Origin of the sequence: Microvirga terrae (assembly GCF_013307435.2) — a bacterium.
GTDB lineage: Bacteria > Pseudomonadota > Alphaproteobacteria > Rhizobiales > Beijerinckiaceae > Microvirga > Microvirga terrae.
In genome coordinates, this window is the sequence record NZ_CP102845.1 from 2,638,114 (window position 1) to 2,652,321 (window position 14,208).

General features: G+C 68.7%; 13 protein-coding genes. 5 read left to right on the forward strand and 8 right to left on the reverse strand.

Annotation, left to right across the window (positions count from 1 at the left end; genetic code table 11):
* Positions 1–48: 48 nt before the first annotated feature.
* Positions 49–1,971, reverse strand: coding sequence for an OmpA family protein (locus HPT29_RS28630; RefSeq protein WP_210272492.1), 1,923 nt, complete (start codon positions 1,969–1,971; stop codon positions 49–51).
* Positions 1,972–2,258: 287 nt separating this feature from the next.
* On the opposite strand from HPT29_RS28630, the gene recO reads away from it, so the two are divergent.
* Together recO and parC are read left to right on the forward strand one after the other, a co-directional pair.
* Positions 2,259–2,990 carry a DNA repair protein RecO gene (gene recO / locus HPT29_RS12505; protein ID WP_173950450.1) on the forward strand — a complete coding sequence of 244 codons (732 nt, stop codon included), beginning with the start codon at positions 2,259–2,261 and terminating at the stop codon, positions 2,988–2,990.
* Between the two features lie 66 nt (positions 2,991–3,056).
* The gene (gene parC / locus HPT29_RS12510; protein ID WP_173950451.1) at positions 3,057–5,303 is read left to right on the forward strand and encodes a DNA topoisomerase IV subunit A; all 2,247 of its coding nucleotides are present in this window, start codon (positions 3,057–3,059) and stop codon (positions 5,301–5,303) included.
* Between the two features lie 157 nt (positions 5,304–5,460).
* Here the strand turns inward: parC and wrbA are convergent, their stop codons facing one another.
* Positions 5,461–6,156, reverse strand: a complete 696-nt coding sequence (wrbA, locus tag HPT29_RS12515; protein WP_173950452.1) for an NAD(P)H:quinone oxidoreductase — start codon at positions 6,154–6,156, stop codon at positions 5,461–5,463.
* A 201-nt stretch (positions 6,157–6,357) separates the two neighbouring features.
* On the opposite strand from wrbA, the gene HPT29_RS12520 reads away from it, so the two are divergent.
* Positions 6,358–6,639 carry a hypothetical protein gene (locus HPT29_RS12520; RefSeq protein ID WP_173950453.1) on the forward strand — a complete coding sequence of 94 codons (282 nt, stop codon included), beginning with the start codon at positions 6,358–6,360 and terminating at the stop codon, positions 6,637–6,639.
* 69 nt (positions 6,640–6,708) lie between these two features.
* Here HPT29_RS12520 and HPT29_RS12525 read toward each other — a convergent pair whose 3' ends face one another.
* The 6 genes from HPT29_RS12525 to hemB all read right to left on the reverse strand — a co-directional run bounded on the left by HPT29_RS12525 (position 6,709) and on the right by hemB (position 12,129).
* Positions 6,709–7,455 carry an arginyltransferase gene (locus HPT29_RS12525; RefSeq protein ID WP_173950454.1) on the reverse strand — a complete coding sequence of 249 codons (747 nt, stop codon included), beginning with the start codon at positions 7,453–7,455 and terminating at the stop codon, positions 6,709–6,711.
* Positions 7,452–7,685, reverse strand: a complete 234-nt coding sequence (locus HPT29_RS12530; RefSeq protein ID WP_173950455.1) for a hypothetical protein — start codon at positions 7,683–7,685, stop codon at positions 7,452–7,454. The genes HPT29_RS12525 and HPT29_RS12530 overlap by 4 nt, the downstream gene beginning before the upstream one ends.
* A gap of 34 nt (positions 7,686–7,719) precedes the next feature.
* A complete protein-coding gene (locus tag HPT29_RS12535) occupies positions 7,720–8,202 on the reverse strand; it encodes an RDD family protein (RefSeq protein WP_173950456.1) in 483 nt (160 codons plus the stop codon).
* A gap of 10 nt (positions 8,203–8,212) precedes the next feature.
* Positions 8,213–9,475: a threonine ammonia-lyase gene (locus tag HPT29_RS12540; RefSeq protein ID WP_173950457.1), complete on the reverse strand. Its 1,263-nt coding sequence runs from the start codon at positions 9,473–9,475 to the stop codon at positions 8,213–8,215.
* A 9-nt stretch (positions 9,476–9,484) separates the two neighbouring features.
* Positions 9,485–10,897 carry a branched-chain amino acid ABC transporter permease gene (locus tag HPT29_RS12545; protein ID WP_173950458.1) on the reverse strand — a complete coding sequence of 471 codons (1,413 nt, stop codon included), beginning with the start codon at positions 10,895–10,897 and terminating at the stop codon, positions 9,485–9,487.
* Between the two features lie 188 nt (positions 10,898–11,085).
* Positions 11,086–12,129 carry a porphobilinogen synthase gene (hemB, locus tag HPT29_RS12550; RefSeq protein WP_173950459.1) on the reverse strand — a complete coding sequence of 348 codons (1,044 nt, stop codon included), beginning with the start codon at positions 12,127–12,129 and terminating at the stop codon, positions 11,086–11,088.
* Between the two features lie 390 nt (positions 12,130–12,519).
* Between hemB and HPT29_RS12555 the strand changes: the two genes are divergently transcribed.
* Positions 12,520–13,572 carry an enoyl-CoA hydratase/isomerase family protein gene (locus HPT29_RS12555; protein WP_173950460.1) on the forward strand — a complete coding sequence of 351 codons (1,053 nt, stop codon included), beginning with the start codon at positions 12,520–12,522 and terminating at the stop codon, positions 13,570–13,572.
* The gene (locus HPT29_RS12560) at positions 13,572–14,033 is read left to right on the forward strand and encodes a DUF6163 family protein (protein ID WP_173950461.1); all 462 of its coding nucleotides are present in this window, start codon (positions 13,572–13,574) and stop codon (positions 14,031–14,033) included. The genes HPT29_RS12555 and HPT29_RS12560 overlap by 1 nt, the downstream gene beginning before the upstream one ends.
* Positions 14,034–14,208: the final 175 nt, after the last annotated feature.

The window sequence follows — 14,208 nt, forward strand, 5'->3', positions numbered from 1 at the left end:
CGATCCCAAAATGAAACCGGGAGGATCGTGTCCTCCCGGTTCGGTCTCTTACTGCTGGTTCTGGCCCTGAAGCAGCGGGGTGATCCGGCGCATGGCCACGCGGCGGTTCTGCCGCTCGGCCCCTTGCGTATCCACCTTCAGGTATTGCTCGCCATAGCCTTGCGTCGTCAGGTTCTCGGCAGGGATCTGGAAGCGTTCGGTGAGAATGGTCGCAACCGTCTCCGCCCGCCGATCGGAGAGGGTGAGATTGTCCTCGTCCGCGCCGACGGCATCGGTATGGCCTTCGATCAGGAAGATCTCGTTGGGATTTCGCGACAGGGCGGAGCGGATCGCCTGGGCGATGCCCGTGAGCGCGCCCGCCTGGTCTCCCGCCAGCTCCCAGGAGCCGAACTCGAATGTGACCGTATCCACGTCGACCCGGCGCATGCGCTCGCGCAGCGGTTGGCTGCGGCGAACCTCGTCGAGGGTATAGGATCGCTCGATCCGCTCGACGGGCGGTGCGGTGAAGGCTTCGACGAGGTCGTCCTGGGACGCATCCTCGACGTCCACGATGTACTGCTCGCGCGGGATGCGGACGACCGGCGGCGGCAGCCGCACGACCTCCTCCTCGACATACCCGTAGCCGGGGCGCCGCTGGATGCCGCTGCGACGGTTCTCGATGAGGACGGTCTCGCGGCCGGCCGGCTCGCGCCGCGCGCGGCGGATGAGATTCCCGTCCGCGTCCCGAACGGTGACGATCTCGGAGCCGTCGGGACGGCGCACGATGGTCACCTCTTCGTCCGCGCCGCGCCGTTCGGTGCGGATGTCGGCATCCCGGTAAGTCCGGCGGAAACGTTCGGTCTCATCGTTGCGGATGATGACCTGGTTGCCCTCGCGGATGATCGTGCGGTTGCCCGGCTCCTGGATGATGACGCGATCGCCTTCCCGCCGCTCGCGGCGCTGGCTGCGCAGATCCTCGATGCGGACGCGCGACGGGTCGAGCGGCTCGGCGCGGCCGGGAGCCGCCTGCTGGGGCCCGAAGCGGCCGGGCACCTGCTGGGCCGCCGGAGGAGTGCCGGGAATCGGCGGTTGAGCGCGTGTTGCCGGTGCGGGAGCCGCCGGGGCGGGAGCCGCCGGGGCGGGGGCTGCCTGAGCAGGGGCTGCAGGAGCCGGGGCAGGCGGCGCGGCCGGTGCGGCGGTCGGCGCCGGCGGAGCCGCGGGAGGCGCCTCGGGGGCGCCGGGCTGCGCCTGTCCGGGACGCTGACCGCGTGGACGCTCGGCATTGTCCGGGCTGCCGGGGCGCCCGGGCCGGTCGCGCTCGGCCGGACGGGCTGCATCCGGAGCCGGACGCTGCTGGGCCGGCGCCGGGGGAGCTGTCTGCTGGGCGGCCGGAGGTGGGGCCGCGGGAGGCGCCGGTGGTGTCGCCGGCTGAGCGGCCGGCGCAGGCGGAGTTGGACGGGTCTGGCCGGCGGGAGCCTGCGGCCGCGGACGCTCCGCCGGCGGCTGCTCGCGCTCCTGCGCGGCGGGACGTTGGGGACGTGCCGGGGCCTCGGCCGGCGCCTGTCGCCGCTCTGCGGGAGCCTCATCCGAAGGAGGCCGCTGGGCCGGTCGGGCCGGCGCGGCGTCCGGCACTGCCCGCTCGGCGGGCGGGCCCGGCTCGCGGCGGGGACGCTGCCCACCCGGGCCCTCGTCGGATCCAGGGCCGCCCGGGCCTGCTCCGCGGCCCGGACGCGGGCCCCGTTCTTCGGAAGCACCGGGGCCGCCCTGATCCTGTCCGCCCTGGCGGCGCTCCTGGCCGGGGCGCTGGCCGCGCTCGCCGTCGGGCCCCTGCCGCCGCGGCCGGGCGCCAGGCGGAAGCTCCTCGTCGGCCGACGGGCCGGCCTGTGCCAGGACGAGAGGCGTCGCGGGTGCGGGCTGGAGCGCCGACACGTGGGCCGGGAGCAGCATCAGGGGCAGGGCGGTACTCGCAAGAAACAGACGGGAGAGCTTCATGATCCTCAATTCACCGTTGGGCGCAGTTAAGTCATCGACAATGACAGGGTGCCGGGTTGGTTCCGAAAAAAGCGGGATTCCGCTTGTGAAACAGAATTTTAGAAGTTCGCCTATAGGGTTGAAGACCATGGATGAATGCCGTCTGAATGCCTACATCAGGAGGACGGAGTCCGGCCGAACGGACCCTTTCCTCCGTCATGGCCGGGCTTGTCCCGGCCATCCTGATCGGGTGAGGCAGGGGACTGGCCGGCTTCCTGGAAAGACACGCGACGAAGGCAGCCGAACCGGTGCAATGGACTGACGAAGGCGTCGTTCTCGGCGTCCGCAAACATGGGGAGACGAGCGTCATCCTGGAGCTGATGACGCGTGAGCACGGCCGGCATCTCGGCCTCGTGCACGGCGGCCGCTCGAAGAGCCTTCAGGCCGTCCTCCAGCCGGGAAACACCGTGCAGGCGACTTGGCGGGCCAGGCTCGACGAGCATCTCGGGACCTATCAGGTCGAGGGCATCAACCTGCGGGCCGCGCGCCTCATGGGATCCTCCATGGCCCTCTACGGCCTCGCCACCCTGGCGCATCTCCTGCGCTACTTCCCGGAGCGGGACCCGCATTTCGCCCTTTTCGAGACCCTGACCGTGCTGGTGGATCACCTGGATGATCCCGATCTCGCGCCGGCGCTCTTCGTGAGATTCGAGCTCGCCATGCTGACCGAGCTCGGCTTCGGGCTCGACCTCACGTCCTGCGCGGCCACCGGTTCCGAGCGGAACCTCACCTACGTGTCGCCCCGGAGCGGGCGGGCGGTCTCGGCGGCGGCCGGGGAGCCGTACAAGGACCGGCTGCTCAAGCTGCCGGGCTTCCTGATCGGCCAGTCCCGGTCCAACCGTCCCGGCGAGGAGGAGATCCGGGCCGGATTTGCCCTGACGGATTTCTTCCTGCATCAGAACGTGTTCGACCCGCAGGGGCAGCGGGCTCCGGACGAGAGGGCGCGTTTCGTCGCACTGGCCACGGCTGGGGACGAATGAGGTTTGTTTCTGTTATGTTCCCTTTTCAGATGATAAGAAGCGATTCGCAATTGAGGATTTCGAGGAATGGGTAAGCCGGTCAATCCACCGTCCGGGGGCGAGATCGAGAACATCAATCTCAAGGACGCCCTTGAGGAGCGCTATCTCGCCTATGCGCTCTCCACGATCATGCACCGGGCGCTGCCGGACGCGCGCGACGGGCTGAAGCCGGTTCACCGGCGCATCCTGCACGCCATGCGGCTCCTGCGCCTCGACCCGAAATCGGCGCCGAAGAAATGCGCCCGCATCGTCGGCGACGTGATGGGTCAGTTCCACCCGCACGGCGACCAGTCGATCTACGACGCCCTGGTGCGCATGGCGCAGGATTTCGCCCAGCGCTACCCGCTGGCGGACGGGCAGGGCAATTTCGGCAACATCGACGGCGATAACGCGGCGGCCATGCGCTACACCGAGGCGCGCATGACCGAGGTCGCGCGCCTGCTGCTGGAGGGCATCGACGAGAACGCGGTCGATTTCCGCGAGACCTACGACCAGACCAACGAGGAGCCGGTGGTGCTCCCGGCGGCGTTCCCGAACCTGCTCGCCAACGGCTCGCAAGGAATCGCGGTCGGCATGGCGACGTCGATCCCGCCGCACAATGCGGCCGAGCTCTGCGACGCGGCCCTCCATCTCATCGCCAAGCCGACCGCGACCTCCGAGCAGCTGATGCAGTTCGTGCCAGGGCCGGACCTGCCGACCGGCGGCATCATCGTCGACACGCCGACCGCCATGGCCGAGACCTACCGGACCGGCCGCGGCTCGTTCCGCGTGCGCGCCCGCTGGGCCAAGGAGGACCTCGGCCGCGGCAACTGGCAGATCGTCGTCACCGAGATCCCGTATTCGGTGCCGAAGTCGCGCCTGATCGAGAAGATCGCCGAACTCTTGCAGGAGAAGAAGCTGCCGCTCCTGGCCGACGTGCGCGACGAATCCGCCGAGGACATCCGCGTGGTGCTGGAGCCCCGGGCGAAAACCGTCGATCCGATCATCCTGATGGAGTCGCTCTTCAAGCTCACCGAGCTCGAGAGCCGCATCCCGATGAACGTGAACGTGCTCGCCGGCGGCAAGGTGCCGAAGGTGCTCAGCCTCGCCGAATGCCTGCGCGAATGGCTCGACCATCGCCGCGAGGTGCTGATCCGCCGCTCGGGCTTCCGCCTGGCGGCCATCGACCGCCGGTTGGAAATCCTGGGCGGCCTGCTCATCGTCTATCTCGACCTCGACCGGGTGATCAAGATCATCCGCGAGGAGGACGAGCCCAAGGTCGAGCTGATGCGCGTCTTCCAGCTCACCGAGGTCCAGGCCAACGCCATCCTCGACACGCGCCTGCGCAGCTTGCGCAAGCTCGAGGAGATGGAGCTCAAGCGCGAGCAGAAGAACCTGCAGGACGAGAAGGCCAAGATCGAGGAGCTTCTCGGCTCCGAGAAGGTGCAGTGGAAGACGATCTCGGCCGAGATCAAGGAGGTCCGCAAGACCTTCGGGCCGGACACGGCTCTGGGCCGCCGCCGCACCTCCTTCGCCGAGGCGCCCGACACCTCCGACATCGACTTCGCCGAGGCGATGATCGAGCGCGAGCCGATCACCGTGATCGTGTCCCAGAAGGGCTGGATCCGCGCCATGAAGGGCCACCAGGCCGATCTCTCGGGCGTTCAGTTCAAGGGCGACGACGCGCTGAAAGTGGCGTTCTTCGCCGAGACCACGTCGAAGATCGTCGTGGTGGCGGATAACGGGCGCTTCTTCACCCTCGAGGCCTCCAAGCTCCCGGGCGGGCGCGGCTTCGGCGATCCGATCCGCCTCATGGTCGACCTGGAGGAGGGCGCCGACTTCATCGCGGCCTTCCCGTACCGGGCCGGCGGCAAGCTGCTCGTGGCGGCGACCGACGGGCGCGGCTTCGTGGTGCCCACCGACGAGATCACGGCGAACACCCGCAAGGGCAAGCAGATCCTCAACCTCGACGCGCCGGCCAAAATGGTCGTGTGCACGGAGGCCGAGGGCGATCACGTGGCGATCATCGGCGAGAACCGCAAGCTCCTGGTCTTCCCGGCGAAGCAGGTGCCCGAGATGACCCGCGGCAAGGGCGTGCGCCTCCAGCGCTACAAGGACGGCGGCGTCTCCGACGCCAAGGTCTTCAAGCTGAAGGAAGGCCTGACCTGGAAGGACACGGCCGGCCGCACCTGGACGGTCGCCAAGGAGGACCTGCGCGACTGGATGGGCGACCGCACCGAGGCCGGCCGTCTGCCGCCCAAGGGCTTCCCGAAGTCGAACCGGTTCGGGGAATAGGCGGCAATCCGTTTCGACGTCATGGCCGGGCCCCTCCCGTCTATCTCGATCCGGACGACGCGTCGCCTCGGAAGATCGGGATCACCGGCACAGGGCCGGTGATGACGTGGAGGGTATGATCCTCGTCGACCCTGACCTGTCAGGACGAGGCCGGTGATCACATGCCGGAGCCCTCGAGGCCGCCTTCGGTCCCGCCCGTGGTTTCGGTCGGGTTGTCCAAGTCCGGCGGGACTGGACCGCGCTCGCCGGCGCCGCGTTCGAGCCGGGCGGCGATCTCGGCCACATGGCGGCCCTGAAAGCGGGCGCCGCCGAGCTCGTTCTCGCTCGGCTGGCGCGAGCCGTCCCCGCCCGCGAGGGTGGTCGCCCCGTAGGGCGTGCCGCCCGTGACCTCGTCCATCTTGGTCTGGCCCGGATAGGAATAGGGCAGGCCGACGATGACCATGCCGTGATGCAGGAGCGTGGTGTGGAACGACGTGATCGTCGTCTCCTGCCCGCCGTGCTGCGTGGCCGTCGAGGCGAAAACGCTGCCGACCTTGCCGACCAGCGCGCCCTTCACCCACAGGCCGCCGGTCTGGTCGAGGAAATTGCGCATCTGGGCGGCCATATTGCCGTAGCGGGTCGGCGTGCCGAAGATGATGGCGTCGTAGTCGCCGAGCTCATTCGGGCTGGCGACCGGCGCCTCCTGGTCGATCTTCATGCCCGACTTGCGGGCGATCTCCTCCGGCACCAGCTCGGGCACGCGCTTGACCGTCACCTCGGCGCCCGCGACCGAGCGGGCACCCTCCGCGACGGCCCGGGCCATTGTCTCGATATGGCCGTAGGAGGAGTAGTAGAGGACCAGGATCTTGGCCATGGCGCACCTTCCGTTTCGTAAGGATTATGCAACGAACAAGGCGCGGGAGGGGTTGTTCCGGATTTATCCGCCGCCCCCTCCGTCCGGAGGGCTCGCGCGGCCGGATATGCCTTTAAGGAAGGATGCCGCTCTGCGGTGCGATGTCGGCTCACGCGCGTCCCCGGGGCGCGATGGCCAAACGCCTTTCCGGAAGGAGATTCCATGATCGTTCGATTGCTCGTGATGGCCGGCCTTGCGGGCGCCTCCCTGGCGGCCGGCACTTCGGCGATGGCTCAGTCCATGCCCCTCGGTCCGATGATGAACGCTGCCGGCCGCGCCCAGCAGGCGGGCACCCCGGCCTCGAGCCCCGAACCCGGCCGGGTCATCGGCAGCGGGCCCGGACAAGGTCGTGCCCTGCCGTCCCGCCCGGCTTCCTCGCGGCCCTTCAGCGACAAGCCGGCGCGGCGGAAGCACCCCGTCAACATATCCCGCGACAACGGCTGACGATCAGACGGGAAAGCCGCTGCCGCGCGGCGACCGCCTGCCGAACCACCGACAGGCTGGTCGCAGGTGTCAACCGACCCGCACCCAGCCGTGCGCCATGAGCCGCTCCTGCGGCTTGAAACGGGCCTTGTAGCCCATCTTCTTCGAGCCCTCGACCCAGTAGCCGAGATAGAGATAGGGCAGGCCCATCGCCTTCGCGCGGCGGATGTGGTCGAGGATCATGAAGGTGCCGAGGCTGTGGTCCTGCATCTCCGGATCGTAGAACGAGTAGACCATGGAGAGGCCGTCGCTCATCTCGTCGGTGAGGCTCACCGCGATGAGGTCGCCCGCGCCGCGCCCCGTGAGGGCGCTGTCGATCCCCCGCCGGCGGTATTCGATCACCTTCGTGTCCACGTGGCTGTCCTCGACCATCATGGAATAATCGAGCACCGTCATGTCGGCCATGCCGCCGTCGGAGTGGCGCGTGTCCACGTAGCGGCGGAAGAGCGAATACTGCTCCGAGGACGGACGGTTGGGCAGGGGCTGGCCGATCAGATCGGCATTGTCCTTGAGGACGCGCCGCAGGTTCCCGGAGGGCTCGAAATCGTCGACCACCACGCGCACCGACACGCAGGCCCGGCACGCGTCGCAGGCGGGCCGGTAGGCGATCGTCTGGGATCGCCGGAAGCCGCCTTGAGTGAGAATCTCATTCAGCTCCCGGCCGCGTCGTCCCACGATGTGCGTGAAGACCTTGCGCTCCTCCTTGCCCGGCAGGTAGGGGCATGCGGACGGGGAGGTGAGATAGAATTGCGGTGCGTCGCGGGGCTGGCTCGTCAATCGGGAAAGCCTTGTGGAGAAACCTTGAGCGCTTCATCAACGCCCAAGGATAACATTGGTGTCCGGGCCGTCCAGGAAAAGAGGGCGAATGTCACAGGCGTTTGATGTCGCGCGGCTCCTGCGCGCTTCATGTTTCCCTTCGATGTCATCAACGGCCTTGTGCCGGTGATCCCGATCATGTCGAGCGCCGTACCCCGGACGATCGGGATGGCCGGGACAAGCCCGGCCATGACGTGGCAGGTTCGATGCGCTTCCGTCCCTGTCTTAAGCCCGCACCACCATCATGCCCGTGAGCAGGTCGCGGATGAAGCGGCGGTCGTCGCGCACGAAGCCGACGAGCACGTCGCAGGCCCAGAGCAGGAAGGTCGAGACCGCCACGTAGAAGAACAGCGCGTGCACGGCGGCGGCGAGCGGCGAGGCGCCCCGGCCGGTGCGCGGGTCGATCACGCGAAGCCCCATGTACCGCATGCCGACCGTCGCCTGCGAGGAGCCCCCGATGGTGACCGCGTTGTACACGATGAAGATCAGCGCCGTGAGCGGCAGGGCGAAGAACAGCCCCCAGCCGAGGCCGAGCGTGATGATCCCGAGGAAGAAGATCCCAATGGAGATCAGCACGACCCAGAGGGCGATGACGACGAGGTCGATCAGGTAGGCCCAGAAGCGCCGGGAGATCACGCCTTCCGTCAGACGGGTGTCGAGCTCGTAGGACGGATAGTTCAGCGTCGGCGGGTAAGGTCGGTTGACCATCGTTCTCTCCTCAGAAGGCGGCCTCGGGCAGGCTGCGGGACTCGATCCGCTGCGGGGCGAGTCCCTCCGCCGCCAGCGCCTCGAACACCTCCAATGTATGTTGTCTGTCGCGCGTTTCGATAGTGATGTCGATGGAAACGCCCTTGGCCGGCACGTCCAGGAACAGGCGGCCGTGCGAAACCTCCAGGATGTTGGCCCCGAGGCTCCCCAGAAGGCTCGCCACGCGGCCGAGCAGTCCCGGCCTGTCGTTCGACGTGATGCGGAACGACGTGATGCGGTCGTCCCGCTCCAGTTCGCGCACCATCACGGAGGCGAGGATCCGCGCGTCGATGTTGCCGCCGCAGAGCACGAGGCCGACCCGCTTGCCCTTGAACAGCTCGGGCTGCGCCATCATGGCGGCGAGGCCCGCCGCGCCCGCACCCTCGGCCATCGTCCGCTGGAGGGTCGCATAGGCGTTGACGGCGCGCTCGATCAGCGGCTCCTCGACCGGGATGATGGTGGACACCAGATCGCGCACGATGGGCAGGGGGAGCTGGCCCACGGTCTTGACCGCGATGCCTTCGGCCAGCGTGGCGCCCCCGATGGGGCGGTGCTCGCCGAGGATCGCATTGCGGAAGGACGGGTAGAGGGCCGCCTCCACGCCGACGATCTCGATGCCGGGCCGGAGCGCCTTCGCGGCCACCGCGATTCCCGAGATCAGCCCGCCGCCCCCGATGGGGACCACGATCTGGTCGAGATCGGGCGCGTCGGCGAGCATCTCGAGCGCGATGGTGCCCTGGCCGGCCATGACCTTGGGATCGTCGTAGGGATGGACGAAGACCAGGCCCTCCTGGTCGGCGATCTCGCGGGCGCGGGCGGCCGATTCGTAGAGCGTCTCGCCCTCCAGGATGACCCGCGCCCCGTAGGAGCGGGTGTTCTCGGCCTTCACCAGGGGCGTGCCCTCCGGCATCACGATGGTGGCCGGGATGCCGAGGCGGCGCGCGTGATAGGCGACCGCCTGGGCGTGGTTGCCGGCCGACATGGCGATGACGCCGCGGCGGCGCTCGTCCGGATCGAGGCTCTCGAGCTTGGTGGCGGCGCCGCGCTCCTTGAAGGAGCCGGTGGGCTGCATGTTCTCGTGCTTCACGCAAACGGTCGCGCCGGTGAGCTGCGACAGGCGCGGGGCGGGCACCAGGGGCGTGCGCAGGACCTGACCCCGGATCGTCTCCGCCGCGCGCTCCACGTCCTCGATGGTGATGGCGTACTCGGCCACGTTGTCCTCCGAAAATCTCATTATACGCCCTTAGACGGGCCTTGGTGTCGGATCCCTGAATCCCAGCAGGCCACCGGGCCGAAAGACCAGGAACACGACCAGGGCCACGTAGAGGGCCATGTCGCGCGCCTCGATGGGGAGATACGCCGACCAGAGGGTCTCGAACAAGCCCACGGCGAATCCGCCGAGCATCGCGCCGGGGATCGACCCGATGCCGCCGATGATCGCCGCGATCAGGGCCTTGAGGCCGTACTGGAAGCCGCCGGCGAAGCCCAGGCCGCCGTATTGCGCGACGATCAGCATGCCGGACAGGCCCGCCATGGCGCCGGCGAGCGCCAGCGTCTGGACGAGAAGCCGTGGGCCATCGACGCCCATGAGCGCCGCCGCCTTGGGGTCGTCCGCATAGGCCCGCCAGGACCGGCCGAACCGCGTCGCCTGCACGAGCCAGAGGAGGGCGAGAGCCGCCACGAGGCCGATTCCGGCCGTGATCACGGTGATCGGCGTCAGGCTGACGATGAACTCGCCCGCGCGCACGAGGGGCCAGGCCTGGGACCAGATCGGCGGCAGCCAGACCGTCACCGGGCTCTGCACGAGGCGCAGGTATTCCATCAGGAAGAGCGAAAATCCGACCGTGGCGATCAGGCTCGGCTGCGGGCTGGCACTGACGACGCGTCCGATGGTGAAGTAGCCCCCGACCGCGCTGTGGATGGCGCCGGCGAAGAGAGCGGCGGCGAGCCCCGCTGCGAGGCCGAGCACCGGGGAGCTGGCGCCGAAGCCGAGCACCACCGAGGCGCCCGCGATGGTCGCGGCCGAACCGACCGCCGCCAGCTCGCCGAAGGCCAGGTTGATCCGCCCGCTCAGCCCGAACACCAGGGCGAAGGCCACCGACAGCAGGGCGTAGATGGCCGTTCGCGGCAGGCTCACCAGGATCTGCTGCAGCCAATAGGCGGCACCCTCGGGGATCTCGATCACGTTGGCGCCGAGCGGGCTGCCCGGATCGCCGGCCGAGCCCTCCGGGGTGTCGAGATAATAGCGCTTGAGCAGGTAGAGGCTGGCGCCGGACAAGGGGCCTTCCTCGGTGGCGAGGCCCTCCAGCTCCGCCTTCTTGGCCGACAGCCCTTCGGCCACGAACTGGCAGATCGCGAAGCGCTGGAGAATCGGCCGGTCGGGAAACTGCGCCAGATACTCGACCCGCAGGCTCCGCGGAGCGGGCCCCGCCTGGATCCGCTCGACGGTGATCGCCGCGCCGGGATTGAGCGCCGGCAGGACCGAGCGGCAGACCCGCGCCTGCTCGGCGTCGGTGGAGATTCCGCAGGCAGAGAGAAGGCAGAGGCCGAGCAGGAGGGAGGCGAGGCGGGCCAGATTCAGGAAGGGTGTGAAGAGCGGGAGGATCCTGCGGCTCTCATCCGGAACGTGCTCCCGGCAGTCGTGTTCTCCCGTCATGGCCGGGCTTGTCCCGGCCATCCCGATTGTTTGAAACCCTGCGCTCTTCGCATCGAGATCACCGGCACAAGGCCGGTGATGACATGGCAGGGATCGTTGCCGGACCTCATCGGTCACGCTCACGTCCTGAGCCAGTCTCTGAGACGCCTTGAGCCCGACACGGAACGCCCCCCGGATGTGACGGGCGATCAGCCCTGGTTCTTCAGCTTTTCCGCGACCCTCGGGGCGAAATAGGTCAGGATGCCGTCCGCGCCGGCACGCTTGAAGGCCAGGAGGCTTTCCATCATCGCCCGTTCTCCGTCGATCCAGCCGTTTCCGGCCGCGGCCTGGATCATGGCATACTCGCCGGAGACCTGGTAGGCGAAGGTCGGAACGGCGAAATTGTCCTTCACCCGGCGCACGATGTCGAGATAGGGCATGCCGGGCTTCACCATGATCATGTCGGCCCCCTCCTCGAGATCCAGCGCCACCTCGCGCAGGGCCTCGTCGGAATTGGCCGGGTCCATCTGGTAGGTGCGCTTGTCGCCGACGAGGCACGCGGTGGTGCCGATGGCGTCCCGGAACGGGCCGTAGAAGGCGGACGCGTATTTCGCCGCGTAGGCCATGATCTGCACGTCCTGGAACCCGGCCTGATCGAGACCCGCGCGGATGGCTGCGACGCGGCCGTCCATCATGTCCGACGGGGCGATGACGTCGGCCCCGGCCTCCGCCTGGAGCACCGCCTGGCGGACCAGAAGGGCCACGGTCTCGTCGTTGAGGATGCGATCGCCGTCCATCACGCCGTCATGGCCGTGGCTGGTATAGGGATCGAGCGCCACGTCGCAGATGATGCCGATGGCGGGCACCGCCTTCTTGATCTCGCGCGCCGCGCGGCAGACCAGGTTGCGGCCGTTGAGGGATTCCGACCCGGTCGGATCGCGCAGCGCCGGATCCGTGTAGGGAAACAGCGCGATGGCCGGGATGTTGAGGGCGGCGGCCCGCTCGGCCTCGCGCACGGCCTCCGCGATGGTGAGGCGTTCCACGCCCGGCATGGACGTGACGGGCGTGCGGCCGCTCGCGCCCTCGACCACGAAGATCGGCCAGATCAGGTCGTTGACCGTCAGCACGTTCTCCTGCACCAGCCGCCGCGACCACTCGGCCTTGCGGTTGCGTCGCAGGCGGTGGGACAGGTTCAGGGAAGAAGAAGGCGCTTCGTCCGCGGAACGGCGGGGGAACGGAGACAGTTTCGACATCGTCCTCATCCAGCACCGGCTTCGATGCGCCGGCCGATGGCGAGAGGGTTAGCACATTTAAATCGCTCTAAAAAAGGGTTCGAGGTCGCATATCCGGCCGATCCAGGGGGAATCGGCCTCAACCCAGCCATGCACTGGCGGCTGCGCGGGTTTGTCGTCCCGCCGTCCTGACACCCTCGAGATCATGGCCGGGCTCGTCCCGGCCATCCCGATCCGGAAAGCCCGGCGCCCCGCAGCTCCGGGATTACCGGCGCGAGGCCGGTGATGACGTGGCAGATGACGCGACGGACACGATCCGTCATGGTGGGGCGCGAACCCGGAACGGCGCCCTGTCCATTGACGTCCGGCGCGTGCCTTGTTTTAAGCCGCCACCAACCGAAGGAGTGTTCCATGGACGAGAGCGTCGACGTGCTCTGCGAGCGGCAGGGCGAGGCGGGCCTCATCACGCTCAACCGTCCGAAGGCGCTCAACGCCCTGACGCTCGGCATGGTGCGCGAGATGCGCCGGGCGCTCGATTCCTGGGCGCAGGACCCGGCGGTGACGCGGGTGATCGTCCAGGGGGCGGGCGACAAGGCCTTCTGCGCCGGGGGCGACATCCGGCAGCTCACCGAGGACCTCAAGGCCGGCCGGCGCGAGGACGCGCTCGCCTTCTGGCGCGAGGAGTACCAGCTCAACATCGTCATCAAGCGCTACCCGAAGCCCTACCTGTCCCTTATCGACGGGATCTGCATGGGCGGCGGCGTCGGCGTGTCCCTGCACGGCACCCACCGGGTGGCGGGCGACCGCTACCTCTTCGCCATGCCGGAGGTCGGGATCGGGTTCTTCCCCGACGTGGGCGCCACCTACGCGCTGCCGCGCCTGCCGGGCCGGACCGGCATGTATCTCGCCCTCACGGGCGATCGCGTGAAGCGGGAGGACGCCGTGATGCTGGGCCTGGCCACCCATGCGGTGCCGAGCGGCAACATTCCGGGCCTGCGCGACGCGCTGATCGCGGGCGACCGCGTCGAGGCGGCCCTGTCGCAGGTCGCGACCGATCCCGGCCCGGCGCCCCTGGAAGGCGAGCGGGAGACCATCGATACCTGCTTCTCGGGCGGCAGCGTGGCCGAGATCCTGGCGCGCCTGGATCAGGCGGCCGCAGGCGGCTCCGCGCTCGCGGCCAAAGCCGCGTCCGGCATGCGGACGAAGTCGCCCACAAGCCTGAACCTGGCCTTCGAGCAGGTGCGCCGGGGCGCCGCGATGGATTTCGAGGAGGCCATGCGGACCGAGTTCCGAATCGTCTCGCGCATCGGCGACGGCCACGACTTTTTCGAAGGCGTGCGGGCGGTCCTGATCGACAAGGACAACCGGCCCGGCTGGCAGCCCGCCGCCCTCGACCAGGTGGACGGGGCCGTGATCGAGCAACACTTCGCCAGCCTGGGCGACCGGGACCTGGAGGTCGCCTGATGCCCCGCACCGGAACCCAGCCGCCGTCGACCCCGGCCACCCGGGAGTACCTCTCCGACCGGATCGAGGAGCGGCCGGTCGCCAGCTCCATCATGCGCTGGGGCTTCGTGCTGACCTGGTTCATGCGGGTCCTGGCGATCCTATGGATCATGAAGGGCCTGAGCGCCTGGGCGGTGATCCTCGGCATCTGGACCCCGGTCGGGCAGTTCGAGGCCCGGTCGACCGGCTACCAGGCCACCATGATCTACTTCGCGCTGATCGACCTAGTCGCGGCGGTGGGCCTGTGGATGGCCAGCACCTGGGGCGGCATCATGTGGCTCCTCGCCGTGATGAGCCACCTGATTCTCGCCGCCTTCTTCCCGGGGATCGTCTCGGGCGGGGTCGTCACCGTGGCGTTCTTCCTGACCCTGATGGCGGTCTATCTTGCGGTCTCGTGGCTCGCCGCGCGGGAAAACCACTGACCGGGCGGTCCGGCCAAGCTCCTCACGCAGAAGTGTATCCCCAAGAGCACAGTTCAAAGTTACATGTGGCCGGAAGGCGGTTGCGGAGCGCCAGGAACCGGGAGCGGGTCGGTTTGCCATAAAACGGCCCCGATGTTCCTCGTTTTCGATACCGTTCTTTAATCCTATCCCGGCA